This window comes from Waddlia chondrophila WSU 86-1044, assembly GCF_000092785.1.
In the GTDB taxonomy this organism is placed as follows: domain Bacteria; phylum Chlamydiota; class Chlamydiia; order Chlamydiales; family Waddliaceae; genus Waddlia; species Waddlia chondrophila.
Map to the genome: position 1 here is coordinate 607,039 of NC_014225.1, position 15,409 is coordinate 622,447.

The window sequence follows — 15,409 nt, forward strand, 5'->3', positions numbered from 1 at the left end:
TTTTGTGTTATTATAAACAAACTCGAAATCTATTACAATAGTAGAAAAGGAGATGTCGATGAAAAAAATTGCGATTAGCCTTTGTCTAATTATTGGGTTGGTTAGTCTGCCGCAGATTAGCGAAACGATTTACACGCCTGCTTTGCCAGATGTTGCGAAAGGATTGAAGGCAAGCGTGCATGCTGTTGAAGCTTCTTTGTCTGTCTATTTTCTGGGCTTTGCATTTGGAGTTTTTTTATGGGGAGGATGTTCCGATCTGATTGGCAGGCGGAAAACGCTGTTGATCGGATTGACGATCTACATCATCAGCTGCGTTGCCTGCTTGATTTCTCATCGGATCGATCTGTTGCTGGTTTGGAGATTTTTTCAAGCTGTTGGAGCAAGCGTCGGTTCAGTAATCACGCAAACAATACTGCGGGATGTGTATGAAGGGAAAGAGCGTTCCAGGCTTTTTGCAACAATTTCTGCAGCTCTCAGTTTGTCACCTGCGATTGGGCCAGTTATTGGAGGCTTGTTAAGCGAGGATTGGGGATGGCGTTCGAATTTTGCGTTTCTGATTGCCCTTGGATCAGTTTTGCTTGCTTGGGCGTATTTGAAGTTGCCGGAAACGCGTCCATCTCATGTAGAGCTGCCTGGAAAAAGGGAATATCAGAATCTGTGCAGGCGTATGTTTAGCTCTACTGCTTTATGGGGGCATGTGCTATTAATAGGGGCGACAAACGGGATTCTGTTCTGTTTTTACCAAGAGGCTCCGTTTATTTTTATCAATCAAATAGGTCTTAGCCCGAAAGCGTATGGTTTGCTTGGATTAGTTGTAGCCAGTGCAACTGTGTTTTCGGCGAGGCTCACTTATCGATTGGCTGGCAAGTACTCCCAGGAATGCTTGATTTCTTCCGGTGCTTTTACAGCAACGATTGGAGCGATTGCTTTGATCCTTCTGCAACAGGCAGGATATTTTCAGATCGAGGGCCTAACATCTGTTGTGTTTGCCTTATTTGTGACTTTTGTTGGAGTGGGAATGATTATTCCGAATAGTTTAAGCATTGCCCTTAAGGATTACCAAGCAATGGTTGGCACGGCAGGATCGATTTTTGGCGCGTTATACTACTTGATCATTTCTCTGGCGACTTGGGGAATGAGCATACTGCATGATGGATCAGCTTTGCCCCTTCCTTTGTATCTGACGCTTCTTTGTTTGCTTCTCTTGATCGGAAGCTTTTTTATTCAACAGACTCTCACTGTTGAGGAAGTTATTGATCAACCAGAGCAATCAGCCTGATAGGAGCTTCCGTGCCTCCGCGGATTTTCGGAGGCAGTGCGATTGCTAAGGCGCCGCTGTCGGGAACACTAGGTAAGTTGGCAATATTTTCGATGATGTATTTTCCCTTTTTTAGCAGCAGATGATGCACAGGAAAGTTCATATTTCTCCCATCAGGAGAGAGGGTATCGATCCCTATGCCCACGATTTTTCTTTTGAGAAGAACCTCCGCTGATTCAACAGAGAAGCCAGGAAAGTGGGTTTTATTTCGGTATTTTGAAGGGTTGTTCCAATGCTTGGCCCAGCCTGTGTCTGCAACAACAAGGCTTCCTGGAGAGATCTTCCCATGTTTTGCTTCATAGTCTTTAATGTTTTGGGGAGTGACGAGAATATCGGGAAAGGAATCGGAGTCGACTCTAATGATGCAAAGGGGAGCGACAAAAATGCTGACATCTAGATCAGAGATATTTTCTCCGTTGGGATTGAAGTGGGAAGGAGCATCCATATGTGTGCCGATTCCAGATTCCATATCATAGTGCATGACTCGGCAGCCTTCTTCATCATAATCCATTTCGACAGTGATGCGGAACCCGCATTGCCCACTCCAGGTAGGAATGTTTGGATGCACCTCGTGGCTGAGATCGATCACCTCAGGGATTTTCATTTTATCCTCCTTTCGGTATATATCTTTTTTAAAACAAATGTTTTTTTGTTAAAAGGAGTCATTTATACTGAAATCATGTTTGAGTTATTGATGATTGTTGCCTGCATTGGCATGAACGCTTTTCTTGCGGCATATGAGACCGCTTTTATTGCTTCCAGCAAACCTCTTGTGCGCAGGATTGCAGCAGATAAAACAAAAACCGACTACTTGAAGCTGTTGTTTCTTAAAGACAATCCTGAACGCACGTTATCTGTGATTCAAGTGGGGATCACTTTTGTCGGTATGTTTGCTGCTGCAGTGGGTGGAGTGGGAGTTGAAAAAGGGTTGTCCCCTTATTTTCGGGAAACGTTAGGGCTTAGATCGGAATTAGCCGAACTTTTATCCCTACTGGCTGCGGCTGTGCCATTGACCTATTTTACAGTTGTTTTTGGAGAGTTGATCCCAAAAACGTTTGCCCTTAGAAATCCTTTAAGGACTGCATCGCGGTTTTCCCATGCGATTTCTAAGATGAGCAAGGTGTTTTGGCCTGTTGTTTTGTTATTGGAAAAATCAACGAAAGCTTTGCTGAAGTGGATTCCTAGGCTGCATGAGAGTGAACAAAAAGACCTTGATGATGTTTCCGAAGAGTTCGAGACAATGTCAGCTCAGAGTAAAGAATATGTGCTGAATCTGTTTAAAATTGAAAAAACTAAAGTCGCATCTGTTTTCATTCCATGGAATGAAGTCGATATTTTGGAAAAAGATCAGCCTATACAGGAAGTTGAAGAGAAAATCATTCGGTTCGGCCATACCCGCTTGCCGGTGTTTGAATCTGGTCGTTGCGTAGGTGTTTTGAATGCAAAAGAGTTTTTGGCGCTTTTAAAAGCTGGCAAAAGCGATTGGAGCTCTATCATCCATCCCAGTGTCATCCTCTACGAGCAAGCGCCTTTGTTGTCTGCTTTCAGAATAATGCAAAAAAGGAAAGCGCATATGGGAATTGTGAAAGATCTTCATGGAGTTCATTTGGGGATCGTCACCATGGAGGATATCTTCGAAGAGATTGTCGGAGACATTTATGATGAAGATGACGACGGGAGCATCTTGAAAATATTGATGGGACGGGGCTTACCCTTTTAAAACCAGTTGAGGGCGGAGTTTGGCCACCATGCGGGCAAGGCCGGCTTCCTGCACAGCTTCCACAACAGCATCTACATCCTTGTAGGCATCGGGCATCTCTTCGGCAATTGTACGGTAGGAGCGGGCAGCCACTTTCACTCCTTGATTTTCCATATACTCGACAGGATCTCGCCCTTTCCAAGCTTGCAAAGACTTGATGCGGCTGCGAGCGCGTCCAGCTCCATGACAGGAGCTGCACCAGGTCAGCGGGTTGCCCTGGCCAGCCATTAAATGGCTGGCACGTCCCATATCTCCAGGGACAAGGACAGGCTGCCCCGTGGTTTGAAACACCGGCGCCAGTTCCTCGGCACCTGGACCAAAGGCTCGGGTAGCGCCCTTGCGATGGACGCAGACTGTTTTTAACTTTCCGTCGATTGTGTACTGTTCGAATTTGGCAATATTGTGGCAGACGTCATAAATGAGGCGGATGCTTTCCGCACTGGTTCCCAAGACTTCCAGAAAGCTTTGACGCACTTGATGAAGGATCCTTTGCCGGTTGTTGAACGCGAAATTTGCTGCGGAGGCCATTGCTTGGAAATATTGTTTTCCCAAAGCGCTGCGGATAGGAGCGGCGATTAACTGCTTATCAGGCAGGCCCTCATCCAGATTCTTCTTAACGAACGTATTCAATGTATCTTGGCAAATCTGGTGGCCGAACCCGCGCGATCCTGAATGGATGAGGATATAGGTCATCCCTTTGACAATTCCCCATGTTTGTGCAATCTCTTCAAGGTAGAGATGGCTGACCTCTCCGATCTCTACAAAGTGGTTGCCAGATCCTACAGATCCAAGTTGATGACGTCCTCGTTCTTTTGCAAGAGGAGAGACGGCGTCAATCTCTCCTCCTTCGATGAACCCGCGGCTTTCCGTATGCTCAAGGTCTTGAGGCAAGCCGAACCCTTGCTCAACAGACCATCTTGATCCTTTTTCGACAATCTGTTTGTAGTCGGATTCTGTTAATTCCTTTCCCTGTTTTGTCCCTCTTCCTACTCCAGAGGGGACACGCTTGAAGATGGCTTGAAGAAGTGCATCTTTTTCCTTTGCTTTAAGTGTTTGGAAGGGCAGAGGAACAACAGCAAGGCGTACGCCGCAATTGATGTCGTATCCTACTCCTCCGGGGCTGATCACTCCCTCTTCCAGATCCATGGCTGCCACCCCGCCGATGGGAAATCCGTATCCCCAGTGGATGTCGGGCATTGCGATACTATAGCCGATGATCCCGGGCAGATGAGCGACATTGCGCACTTGCTGTAGAGGCTGGTCAAGCGCAGCGTCCTGCAGTAAGCGATCTGTTGCGATGACTAAGCCGGGAACGCGCATTCCCTCTTCGATAGGCAGTTCGTAGCATCCTGAATCGATAAGCTTCAAGTTAAACATCAATCATCATCTCCCATTGCAAAAAGCCTTGCATCTCTTTGATTCTACCGTGAAAACTCACCGCTTTAAATGCGCATCCTGATTCAGTGTCGATCTTGGTGATCAGCGAGTTGAGGTGGATGATGATCGTATCGAGATCTGCGCTTGAGCGTGGAATGGGAATGAACGGGATCATTTGCGGTTCGTAAAAAGCTAAAGCAGCCAAAGCATGGTAATGGAGTTGCTCCAGATCTTCCCCTTTAACAGCGAATGCGATATCGGCGGTGTGGTCGATCTCTTCGAAGGCCGGAGGGAACGAAAGCGACCAGATAGAAGCTTTATCTTCGAAAAGGTGAACGGTATGGGCGGAAAAAGGAGTCAGATCGCGGTAAAGGGCAGCTGGAAGGTGTCCTGATAAATGTAGAACGCGGGGTTCATCAATATAAAAGCGGACGGGCGATCCCAATGTTCCTGCCAACCCGACTTTCCAGATCGGATGCACCCTTTTTGGCTCGCTTAAGTGCGAGACATGGAGAAAGGAGCTTTGATCTGCAGCTGGGGTTGTGATTTCAAGAGAGAGTGTGTATGTTTTCATGATAAGGGATCTCAAAGAATGGGTCGGGTTCTTGAAGGATATAGCGTTCTTCGATAAAACTGATGATCCGCCTTTGATTGGAAAATTGCAGATACTTGAGCGCCTCCTCTAGAGGCTTCCAGATAAAGCAACGATGCTCGGTAGGGGAGAGGCGCACAGCCTGTTCGGGATTGACGATTGCTAAGAAAATTGGGCCGAACAAAATTTTATCAAGCTCAAGTTCGTAAAAGCTTTCGACTTGATCGACTTTGTAGAAAATTTTCGGCTTCAGGCTGGTTTCTTCGTATAGTTCTCTAAGAGCTGCTTGCCATGCAGTTTCTCCTGTTTGAATTGAACCGGTCACCATTTGCCAGTTGCCGTTGAGGTATTCGCTGCAGCGTTGCATCAATAAATATTCGCTCTGGCCGTTAACCATGCGAACGACATAGCAGACCGTGTGTGTTGGCTGAATCATGAAGGCGGTTTGACTAAAGTTCATCGATAACTCCTGCAGCTTTAAGAACCGCCTTGGCTCCAGCCATAAGAGGAAGAATATCTGCTTGAGATGGTGGAATCCATTGATATTCAAGATGTTCGGAATTGATGTTGACCTCCGGCTTTGCATCGAGAAGGATTAAGAACATATGATAAACATAGTCGATTGCAGGCTTTCGGATATACCGCTTTCCTTTTTCAATGAATTTCTCAGGAGGCAGCCCAATTCCGGTTTCTTCCTTCAATTCACGGAGAGCCCCCTCCAAAGGAGTTTCTCCCGGGTCGATTTTACCGGCAGGCACACCCCATAATCCCTCTTCGGGCTTCCCATAGCTCCGTTTCAAAAGAAGCATTTCATTACTATAGAGAAGATAGCAGGCGGCAACTTCGATTTGTGGAGCAAAATCGGTTGGCGGGTGATTAAAAATTTCCAATTGGTTTTTACAGTCTTGAAGTTTTTTTGTTACAAACGTCATATTAGCTAAATATGACGAAAAAAGGAATAGATTGCCATGAAAGTTATTCAGATTCGGGAGCTTAAAAGAACGGTTGAGGAGGCGATTCACTCACTGGAGGTGGTGGAAAAGCCGATTCCTGATCCAAAACCCGGCCAGGTTCTTGTCAAAATGGCAGCCGCTCCTTGCAACCCTTCCGATCTGTTATTTTTGAGCGGCAAATACGGCGTGAAAAAGTCTTACCCAGCTGTCCCTGGGTGGGAAGGGGCGGGGATAGTTGTCAAAAGCGGCGGCGGAGCTTTAGGCTGGTGGCTGAAAGGAAAAAGGGTTGCTTGTGGAGGGCAGTCGAAATTGGATGGAACATGGGCAGAATACTACATCGCTGATGCTAAGGCTTGCGTCCCTTTGCGTGACGAAGTCAGCTTCGAGCAAGGAGCGACACTGTTGATCAATCCTTTGACTGCTGTTGGAATGATGGAGGAGGTTTTGAAAGGGAAGCACAAAGCAGTGGTGCAAAACGCATCTCTTAGCCAAGTTGGCAGGCTTCTTCGGAAATTAGCAGAAATAGAGGGAATTCCTCTTATCGATATCGTTAGGAGGAGTGAGCATGAACGGCAGCTTAGACAAGAGGGAGCAAGGCATGTGGTGAATTCATCAGAGGAAAACTTTAGGGATCAATTGAAAAAGCTTTGCGATGAACTTAGTGCGACAATTGCTTTTGATGCAGTTGCTGGAGAAATGACTGGGGATTTGGCAAATGCGATGCCGGAGAAATCTTTTGTCTTTGTTTACGGAGCTTTATCTGGAAAACCTAGTGCAGGCGTCACCCCTTACAGTCTGATCTTCCAAAGTAAGTGTGTCCGCGGTTTTTGGTTGTCGAAATGGATCAAAGAAAAAGGAGTGCTGCGGACGCTCCTTGCGATCCGCAAAGTGCAGCAATTAATGGGAAGCGGGGGCTTTCATACAACGATCAGGGAAGTGGTAGGTCCGGAGAAGTGGTCGAAAGCTTTATTGGAATATAGCCGAAGCATGAGCGGCGGCAAGATTCTTCTCTCTTTTCAGAACGTTTAGGAAAGCGGTTTTTCGTGTACCGGCTTAAGTTTGTTTCCGTCTTCTCTGACCATAACCTTCCAGTCAAAGAGGGGGGAAACAAATTCGATCAATTTTTTTTGCGTTTCCGGATCGACGACATACTCATTTTGTGCATTGATCAAATGATAAGGTCTAACCAATGTGTACATCGCAGAGTTTTCTTTGAATATTCGGATCACAGGAAGGCCATCATGGACGAACTTCCCTGAAGAATCCCAGCCTTCTCTCCAGTCTTCAATAGGGCACTCGACAATCTCTTTTGAGAATGGGCTTCGAACGAAATAGGTGATTGAATTTGTCATGCATTTCTCCTATGATAAGAGGTCTTGAAAAGCCATTGTAAAGGAATCACCGAGGATATGCAACTTTCTGAAAAAGATTTTATTCATGAAACTAAATCCTCAGAAGGCTGGAAAGTTTGGCTTGGACTAGGTATTGTTGCCTTAGCTTTTATTTTATTGGTTTTTTCCTCGAAATGGATGCTGGATCAGACCCACCAAAAGATTAACAAGTCTCCTTTTCTTCAGGTGACAAATCGCGAGTTTTCCTTGTTCCTTTGGCAAAACCCGGAGTTTATGCGCTCGAATCGCAAGAAAAAGACTGGCTATCTTTCCGGTTTTCACTCATACCCGAAAGCTTCTCCGATCCCCGAACAAGCAGATGAATGGGTTTCAGCGCCTCCGGATGTTTTATTTCTTTATCATACCTGGAAACGTTTGTTGAGCAGCGATCGCTTCTCTCGTTCCGTCTCTATCGTGGAGTTTCACGAGTTTCTTGATGATGCAAAAGAGTGGCAGCCGATCTATTGGAAAGGGGCCTCTCCAGAATATACTCAGCTTGTTTCCCGCTTGCTTCAACTGGACCAGATTGATATTCGCGATCAGCTTCCTGAACCAGTGCTTCAGGCGTTTATCGGCTGGAAAAACTACTACAAAGAAGGGAAAAAGATCAATGACTCTGCATACACTTCCGCTTATGTGGCTTCCTTCCTAAAAAAGCATCCTGCTTATGCCTCAAATTATTGGCGCCCGATGTATCCCGACTATCTTCGTTCCTTAGACCCTTCTTCAAGGGAGACAATTCCTAGTTCCGAAATTCCCTCCTTTTTGAAAGCTGCGCTATACAACTCTAAAGATCCTTCGGAGAAAATTCCAGATTGAGATAAAGGATTGTTTGATTCCGTTTCCGATCCTAATAAAGAAGCGCACGATTGCTGACTGTTTTTTTTGCGTTTGATCCGTTGCTTCTACAGAGAGTTTTTCACTATTGGAGGCAATATGTGAATCTAGAGGTAAAGAATCTTCTACAACATCAGCTGAATTGCTTATGATTTCGTCTATATTTTTTTTCTGAGCCTTTTCTTTTTTTCCAAGAAATCGATTTTCATAGATTTTTGTAAGAGCTCGACTTAGCTTTATATGATTTTGTGTAAATGTTGCTTGCCCTTTTTCAATGAAGTCGGAGGTGTTCTTAAACTGTCCCAATCCAAGCTTGTATTGAAGCCAACTTCTGACATTTTCTTCGCTGTATTCTGTTCCTTCCACAAATTTTTTTGCTAATTTTTCCACGCGATCTACAAGAAAGTCTATTGAAGCCTTATGTCGATCAAGTTTTTCATCCGTGTCGCTGTCTTCTCTTTTTCTCCAGCTATGAATGTTATAATCGTATAACAATCCATCTGGTTTTTGCGCTTGGATCAAGAAAACAGCAAGTGGAGTGGAATAAACAGTTTTTATCGCTTCTTTTAAATGAGCTTTGCGTTCTTCGTTTTTGTAGAGTTTTCGGACCTCGCGCCTTCCTTCTGCAGCATGTAAAATAGGTGTTATGCTCATGAGTTCTCCTTTTTTAAAACCACAAAGAGTGGCACGAATTGAAAATAATAGGCAAGCAAATGAATTTATGCGGAAACGAAACCGTCTGGATAAATCGGGCCATTTTTACCGATGACAAGATTCCCGGTAAAATAATCTTCGTAGACTTTAAGCCCTTGTTTGGCATTTTGCACACAAAAAAAGCAGTTGCTCAGCCACTCTGAGCCTTTATTTGTTCCACTTTTAAGATTCATTTGAAAGCGTGAGGTGATTTTTGCATGCCAATACTCTTTTTCTCCGAAAAGAAGAATTGGAGTTGGCTTGATGGCTCCCACTTTTCTTCTTACCTCTTCAAGGCAATATTCAAAATCAGTGCCGATGCCTCCTTTGAGGAAGATGGGGAAGTCCAGATTGAATTCCGCCTGCCGCTCCACTAATTTATCCAGGCGGTAAGTCATCTTTGCTTCGATGTAAGGATTTTGCTTTTGCTCGTTGAGAACTGCTTCGTCGTCTGCCGGCCTAAAATCGACAATGTTTGCGCAGGATAGGATTTCCAGCTCTTTGGCGATGCGGTTCCCAACCTCCATCGCTCCGGGGCCCCCTCCGGTAACTAGTGCAAGCGGTGTGTGTTCATTGAGTTTGGGGTGGGTCGTTTTGCATTGCATTTTTTTGATTCCTGCCATCAGCTCTCTGAGCTCTTTTTCAAAATCTCCTTCCATAAGATTGGAGCCGTAGATGCCGAATACCGTCGATTGTAAAAACGCTTCTCTTTTGTCTAATGGGACAAAGAGGCCGTTGTCGCTATCCGGTTTTTGAATATACTGAAGAATTTTGCGAGAGTCTTTGTCTACCCAGAATACTGGAATGGCAAATTTGTATAAATCCGCTAGAAGAGCTCTGTCTTCAGCGGAGAAATAGGAATCAAAAGAGCGTGAGGGATATTGAAAGTATAGCCCTTTGAGACATGTCTGCATCTGATCGCTTAATAGCATCCGTTTCATCATTGGGCTGGGAAAATACCGGGCAAGTAAAATTCCCTGACTTGTAATTCTTTCTTCAATAATCGCTTTCAAGAAAGGGGTAGAAGGCTGTTGCTCAATGTAGCGATCGACCATCAACGCCTGCCTTTCACTGTGGGTAAGTCCAGGGAAATCGTGAAAGCGAGGTTCTCTGACGATCCAGTCGCTCTCTTTGAGATTGAGCAGCTGTTCTCCTTTGACGATGAAGACTGCTGTCCGTTTTTCAATTGGCTTTGGAGCGCTGTCAAAGGCATCAAGCAGGCTTTCTTCATTGTCCAAACAGATCTGAAGCTGATCGCGGTCCTCGAAAAAAATATACTCGCGATGAGGTTCAAGAGTATAAAACTCTAAGGGGATATCGGTCAGCTCCCTTTTGCTATTTCCATAGAGCTCGTAAATATCACCTGACGCTTCTGTATCAGGCTGTAAGATGGATGCGGTGGTGTGATAGTAGCCCTTAGAAAGAAGCTCGGGCACAACATGAGCAAAGACGGTTCGAATATGCAAGGGGAGAGTTTTCACAAGCAGAAGCTCGTCCTCTTCAATGTTGTGGGGAACCATCGCTTGCCACTCTTGATGCAGCTTCAATATTTCTCTGAAGGAAGTATCGGCGATCAACCCTTGTCCTAAAGTCGGTAGAAACCCATAGATTGAGGAGTCATATTCCACTTTTCCACTGCGTAAAGAGAGGTAGGCAACTGCCCGCCCTTCCACTTTGTCCAAAATAAGATCGCGGCTGCCTTGCATCCCTCCTAAAGAAAGAAGGGGCCTGCCCCAACGGTCAGAGCGGCCAAACATCCGTGTCAGATAGTGCGGGTCCCTGACTCGTCTTCTTTCGTCAGCAGCGAACAGTTTTCCAATCTTAGCTCCCGTTTTAATGAACGGAAGCATTGTTCTTCCCAGGCGGCCGATGGCGTGTAACTTGATTTTTATTTGAGCACATCTTCTGATTGGATCCAAATGATACTCTAGTCCTATGCCGTTGATGCCGACTTGAGCCAAAGTGCTTTTAATATTGAAAAATACCCGCTCCGGTTCGATTTCAAAACCTACGAAAGCAGGAGAGATCTCCTCGATAAACACAACAGCTTCTGCTACTGAGTCATCTATTGAGGTCAAATTAGTGATCGTTCCGTCAGGAGTGACTAAGTCATAGTGTCCTGCGCCTAAATAAGATTCCATAATGAACATCATAGCTTAAGGTAAATTATCCTGTTAAGAGAAAAACAAAAATTCAATGTTCGCTATATGTTTGCCAAAAATAACTAAGTCGTTGGGAATAAGTAGGGATTTTTTGTGGATTTCTTGAAGATAAAATATCCCTTACAAAGAGCAGAAGGAAAAAAAGAGGATTTCATCTTAAAAATATTAAAGGATCTAAGATTTTAATATTTTTCTTCAATTTATTAAAAATTAAAGAGATAGGTAATGTAATCTCATTCAGATGGTATTTGAGAGGCGATTTCTTAGGAGTTCTTTGAGGGAGAAACAAATGATTGTCGATAACTAGACCGAATATCGGTATAGAAGGAGCGTTTCCTTTTTTTAAATTTTATGTTAAATTAAGTGTCATGGAAATCATAGTCAAAGAAGCGGCTCATTTTGTGGCTTTAATAGCAGAATTTGTGGCTATTCTGGTAATCCTTTTGGGGGTGATCAAAACAACCATCTTTTATTTCAAAAGTCCTCTTCCTTGGCGGTTTGTTCCCGAAGCATTTTTGAAAATGAGGGTGCAGCTTGGAGGTGCTCTCAGTCTTAGTTTAGAATTCCTGATTGGAGCAGACATCTTGAAAACAGCCATATCGCCGACTTGGAGTGAGATTGGAATTTTGGGATCCGTCGTTGTGATCCGAACTGTGTTGAATTACTTTCTGACTCAGGAGCTAAGCGAAGGAATCGGAAAAGTTAAGTGACAAGCAGAGTTGCGGCTCTCTTTGGTTTCCTATGAGACGTTCTCTTGTTCATTTTTTTTTTCAGACTTTTACAGAAAACCTGTATTTGCCGTAATATCGTTACTTGCTTGCAAAATTTCGCGGTTTGGTCAATGAGTCAAGAAAAAAATCCTAAAAGTTTCGGCACCCATGATGGTTCCTTTCACGCAGATGAGGTGACCGCTTGCGCCTTGTTGCTTTTATTCGAATTGATTGAAGAAGAGAAAATTCATCGGACCCGAGAGAGGTCAGTCCTGGAAAAATGCGAGTATGTGTGCGACGTAGGCGGAATCTACGATCCATCGAAGAAGCTGTTTGATCATCATCAAGTAGATTATCAAGGGCCTCTTAGCAGCGCTGGAATGACTTTGTTGTATTTGAAAGATTCCGGGGTGATTTCCGAAAAAATGTATCATTTCTACAATGAAACCCTTATCATCGGAGTGGATGACCATGACAACGGCAAAGATATGCAACCGAGAGGGCACAGCTCTTATTCCTATGTGGTATCGAACTTTGCGCCAATTCCCTACAACCCTACTGAAGAGGAGCAAAACGCGGCGTTTAGAGAGGCTTTGCATTTTGCTGTAGGCCATTTAGGCCGTCTTAGGAAAAGGTATGAGTACGTGCAGTCCTGCCGGCAAGTGGTGGAAGAGACAATGAAATCTAGCGATGAGGTGTTAATTTTCGACGAGGGCATCCCCTGGTTGCAGCTGTTTTTTGATCTGGGCGGCAAGAATCATCCGGCGAAATTTGTGATCATGCCTTCTGGGCCTCATTGGAATTTGCGGGGAATTCCTCCCAGTTATGAGGAAAGGATGGATGTACGGATTCCTCTTCCAAAAGAGTGGGCAGGCCTTCTTGAAGGCGAACTGAAGAAAGTTTGTCCAATCCCTGGCGGCGTCTTTTGTCATAAAGGTCGCTTTATCTCTGTATGGGAAACGAAAGAATCTGCGCTGCAGGCGTTGAATTATGTCTTAAGCCAAGTAAAGGAGAAGCGATGACAACCATATTCGGAAAAATTATCGCAGGCGAGATGCCCGCGCAAAAAGTGTTCGAAAATGAGCGTATCCTTGCGATCAAAGATCTTTTTCCCAAGGCGCCTGTCCACCTATTGATCATGCCAAAAAAAGAGATTCCGAATCTACAGTCCGTTTCAAAAGAAGACCTTCCGTTGATTTCTGAAATTGTAGAGATTGCTCAGAATCTGGCGGATACGTTTAATGTTGCCGAAGGTTATCGACTGATTGTCAATAATGGTGCTGAAGCAGGCCAATCAGTTTCTCATCTCCACTTTCATCTGATTGGCGGAAAGACTTTAGGGGGGATGGCATAATGACGAGATTTGCTATTGATAGAAACAAATCCGGATTGATCGTCGTCGATGTGCAGGAAAAGCTTTATCCTAAAATCGATCGCTATGAAGAGCTGTTTCAGTCTCTTTACAAAGTGATCTGCGGATGCCGTGTTCTCGGTTTGCCGATTGTCGTCTCCGAACAGTATCCAAAAGGATTGGGGGAAACCCTTTCTCAATTGATTCAACTTGTTGGAGAGGAAGCAATTAAGTTGACTAAGACAACCTTTTCCGCCCTTGGTGATGAGGAGTGCAGGCAACAGCTGCTCAGCCTGCCTGTCGAGCAATGGGTGGTGGTCGGTATAGAGGCGCATGTCTGTGTGCTCCAAACTGCCCGAGACTTAATCCAGGAAGGGAAAGAGGTTGTCGTGATCAATGATGCTGTAGGATCGCGCTCCATTTACGACTTTTCTTCGGCTATTGCTGAATGTCGGGACATGGGAGCACGGGTTAGCAGTACGGAAACATTGCTGTTTGAATTGCTTCGCGACTCAAAGGCGCCAGAATTTAAGGAGATCAGCAAGCTCGTCCAATGCGCTCAATGTTCTTGCTAGCTTTTCTGCTGCTACTCACAAATTTTTCTCAAGCTTCCGAAGAAAAACGGGTGTTGAATTTTCTCATTTTAGATGATGTATCTACGGCATGTTCCGAAGGGAATGCATTAGTTCAGAAGTATCCTCAGTCGAAAGGGTGCTGGGAAGCTTATCTTCAAGCATCGGCAAAAAAAGGGGATACCTATCAATGGCTGCAAGTTTGGGACAGCTTCATTGAGCGGTTTCCGGATTGTGCAAACGATCGGTTTTTGCTTGAATCGATCGCTTGGGGAGTGATTGAAAACAGTAGCAAATCCGATTCTCCTATTATCCGTTCTTATGCCCTCATCGGTGCTTTATATGGTCAAGACGCCAGAGGTGTGCAAATTATTGAAAAAGGAATGCAAGATTCCAATGTCGCTGTGCGTGGATTGGCTTTAAAATTATCGAGTTTTTTGCGTGATGATAGATTGCAAGAGAAGGTGTTGCGCATTCTGGAAGAGGATCATAACCTTCAAATTCGCTTAGGAGCAATTGAAGCTGTTGGAGTCATGAAAATCAAGCAGGCTCAAAGTCGATTGTTGAAGATTTTGCAAAGTTCGACTTCTCGTGCGGAAGAGAAATTGGCTGCGATACAAGCGTTTGTTTCTTTATATGATCAGATCTCTTTGAGCCAGGTGCGGATGCTAATCAAAAGCAGCAGGGCTGCTTTGAGGGAATTGGCTTGTCGTGTGGTGCTGCATTCGGAGATGAAAGAAGCTGTTCCTGATATTTCCTCTTTGTTAAGCGATGCATCACCGGATGTACGTTCTGCAGCATTGGAAACGGTCGGGTTCCTTAAGGAGGCAGCAACCGATGATCTGATCGATCGAGTGCGCACTCTTTCTCTGGACCCGAATCCGAGAGTCTCTATTAGCGCCTCCTGGGCTTTGATGTTTTTTGACGCGCAGGAAGGCTATTTATCCCTTAAGAAACATTTGGAGGGGGGCAATCGAGATTGCTGTTTATTAGCAGGCTCTGCGTTGGCATCTACAGGGCAGTTTGGAAATGGCTTTTTAGAAGAAGCGTTTGATGCAGCCGACGATCCCTATTTGAGAATGAATTTAGCGCTGGGTCTTTTAGCTAATGACCAGAGAGTAGAAGAATCTTGTCAGTCGATTGTAGAAAGGTTTGTTGATGACAGGGAACAGTGGATGTGGAAGCAAGAAGGGATTTTTCGAGTGTTGGCGCCTAGCGAGATTAAGCATGTTCCCTGGATTCCAAATCAACCTGAAATGGTTAATCAAATGACCCGTTTGGAAGTGCTGAATGTGTTGGCAATTAAAGAATCCCCAACTGCTCTAGATGCTGTGAAAAGCTTTTTGTCAAGAAGGCAATGGGGAATTTCGGGCATGGCTTCTTCATTGCTGCTGCAAGAAGGAGATGAAAGCTCTATCGATCTTGTCCGATCGCTATTAGATGATTCGAATCAAAGGATTAGAGTGCAGGCTGCGTTAGTGCTGGCAATGTGGGGAGGAGACAGCCAGGCAGTGCATATTCTTCAAGAGTCTTATCACAAGGTTGACAGAGAAATAAAAGAGAGAATATTAGAAGGCCTGGGGAGTGTCGGATCGAAAAATTCTCTGTCATTTTTAACACAGCGTTTAGGAGATCCGCAGCCGACACTAAAAGTGATTTCAGCTGCAGCTTTATTACAATGTCTTTACCGCTAA

The 15,409-nt window shown here is 44.8% G+C and carries 17 protein-coding genes; 9 read left to right on the forward strand and 8 right to left on the reverse strand.

Going from position 1 to position 15,409, the window contains the following annotated elements:
• Nucleotides 1-58: 58 nt before the first annotated feature.
• Entirely contained in the window at nucleotides 59-1,279 is a 1,221-nt protein-coding gene (locus WCW_RS02665) for a multidrug effflux MFS transporter (protein ID WP_013181653.1), read from the forward strand.
• Here the strand turns inward: WCW_RS02665 and WCW_RS02670 are convergent.
• Complete coding sequence (locus WCW_RS02670; protein ID WP_013181655.1) at nucleotides 1,251-1,922, reverse strand: cyclase family protein; 672 nt, start codon at nucleotides 1,920-1,922, stop codon at nucleotides 1,251-1,253. The genes WCW_RS02665 and WCW_RS02670 overlap by 29 nt on opposite strands.
• A gap of 75 nt (nucleotides 1,923-1,997) precedes the next feature.
• Between WCW_RS02670 and WCW_RS02675 the strand changes: the two genes are divergently transcribed.
• Nucleotides 1,998-3,038 carry a hemolysin family protein gene (locus WCW_RS02675; protein WP_041941486.1) on the forward strand — a complete coding sequence of 347 codons (1,041 nt, stop codon included), beginning with the start codon at nucleotides 1,998-2,000 and terminating at the stop codon, nucleotides 3,036-3,038.
• Here WCW_RS02675 and WCW_RS02680 read toward each other — a convergent pair.
• From WCW_RS02680 to WCW_RS02695, 4 genes are read right to left on the reverse strand one after another with little or no spacing between them, the layout of a single operon-like run.
• Nucleotides 3,027-4,454, reverse strand: a complete 1,428-nt coding sequence (locus WCW_RS02680) for an RtcB family protein (RefSeq protein ID WP_013181656.1) — start codon at nucleotides 4,452-4,454, stop codon at nucleotides 3,027-3,029. The genes WCW_RS02675 and WCW_RS02680 overlap by 12 nt on opposite strands.
• On the reverse strand, nucleotides 4,447-5,028 hold the full coding sequence (locus tag WCW_RS09665; RefSeq protein ID WP_013181657.1) for an archease: 582 nt from the start codon (nucleotides 5,026-5,028) through the stop codon (nucleotides 4,447-4,449). The genes WCW_RS02680 and WCW_RS09665 overlap by 8 nt, the downstream gene beginning before the upstream one ends.
• Entirely contained in the window at nucleotides 5,003-5,506 is a 504-nt protein-coding gene (locus WCW_RS02690; protein ID WP_013181658.1) for an NUDIX hydrolase, read from the reverse strand. Before WCW_RS02690 ends, WCW_RS09665 begins: the two co-directional genes overlap by 26 nt.
• Nucleotides 5,496-5,978: an NUDIX hydrolase gene (locus tag WCW_RS02695; protein WP_013181659.1), complete on the reverse strand. Its 483-nt coding sequence runs from the start codon at nucleotides 5,976-5,978 to the stop codon at nucleotides 5,496-5,498. The genes WCW_RS02690 and WCW_RS02695 overlap by 11 nt, the downstream gene beginning before the upstream one ends.
• Nucleotides 5,979-6,014: 36 nt before the next feature.
• Between WCW_RS02695 and WCW_RS02700 the strand changes: the two genes are divergently transcribed.
• Complete coding sequence (locus WCW_RS02700; protein WP_013181660.1) at nucleotides 6,015-7,028, forward strand: zinc-binding dehydrogenase; 1,014 nt, start codon at nucleotides 6,015-6,017, stop codon at nucleotides 7,026-7,028.
• On the opposite strand, the gene WCW_RS02705 is transcribed toward WCW_RS02700, so the two are convergent.
• A complete protein-coding gene (locus tag WCW_RS02705) occupies nucleotides 7,025-7,351 on the reverse strand; it encodes a hypothetical protein (protein ID WP_013181661.1) in 327 nt (108 codons plus the stop codon). The two genes, WCW_RS02700 and WCW_RS02705, sit on opposite strands and share 4 nt — an antisense overlap.
• A gap of 57 nt (nucleotides 7,352-7,408) precedes the next feature.
• On the opposite strand from WCW_RS02705, the gene WCW_RS02710 reads away from it, so the two are divergent.
• Nucleotides 7,409-8,209, forward strand: a complete 801-nt coding sequence (locus tag WCW_RS02710) for a hypothetical protein (protein ID WP_013181662.1) — start codon at nucleotides 7,409-7,411, stop codon at nucleotides 8,207-8,209.
• Here WCW_RS02710 and WCW_RS02715 read toward each other — a convergent pair.
• Complete coding sequence (locus tag WCW_RS02715; protein ID WP_013181663.1) at nucleotides 8,168-8,881, reverse strand: hypothetical protein; 714 nt, start codon at nucleotides 8,879-8,881, stop codon at nucleotides 8,168-8,170. The genes WCW_RS02710 and WCW_RS02715 overlap by 42 nt on opposite strands.
• 65 nt (nucleotides 8,882-8,946) lie before the next feature.
• Nucleotides 8,947-11,061: an LOG family protein gene (locus tag WCW_RS02720; protein WP_041941738.1), complete on the reverse strand. Its 2,115-nt coding sequence runs from the start codon at nucleotides 11,059-11,061 to the stop codon at nucleotides 8,947-8,949.
• A gap of 389 nt (nucleotides 11,062-11,450) precedes the next feature.
• On the opposite strand from WCW_RS02720, the gene WCW_RS02725 reads away from it, so the two are divergent.
• The 5 genes from WCW_RS02725 (at nucleotide 11,451) to WCW_RS02745 (ending at nucleotide 15,409) form a co-directional block, all read left to right on the forward strand.
• Entirely contained in the window at nucleotides 11,451-11,792 is a 342-nt protein-coding gene (locus WCW_RS02725; RefSeq protein ID WP_041941739.1) for a DUF1622 domain-containing protein, read from the forward strand.
• Between the two features lie 131 nt (nucleotides 11,793-11,923).
• The gene (locus WCW_RS02730; protein ID WP_013181667.1) at nucleotides 11,924-12,814 is read left to right on the forward strand and encodes an MYG1 family protein; all 891 of its coding nucleotides are present in this window, start codon (nucleotides 11,924-11,926) and stop codon (nucleotides 12,812-12,814) included.
• Entirely contained in the window at nucleotides 12,811-13,146 is a 336-nt protein-coding gene (locus WCW_RS02735; RefSeq protein ID WP_041941487.1) for a histidine triad nucleotide-binding protein, read from the forward strand. The genes WCW_RS02730 and WCW_RS02735 overlap by 4 nt, the downstream gene beginning before the upstream one ends.
• The gene (locus WCW_RS02740; protein ID WP_013181669.1) at nucleotides 13,146-13,718 is read left to right on the forward strand and encodes an isochorismatase family protein; all 573 of its coding nucleotides are present in this window, start codon (nucleotides 13,146-13,148) and stop codon (nucleotides 13,716-13,718) included. Before WCW_RS02735 ends, WCW_RS02740 begins: the two co-directional genes overlap by 1 nt.
• Nucleotides 13,697-15,409, forward strand: coding sequence for a HEAT repeat domain-containing protein (locus WCW_RS02745; protein ID WP_013181670.1), 1,713 nt, complete (start codon nucleotides 13,697-13,699; stop codon nucleotides 15,407-15,409). Before WCW_RS02740 ends, WCW_RS02745 begins: the two co-directional genes overlap by 22 nt.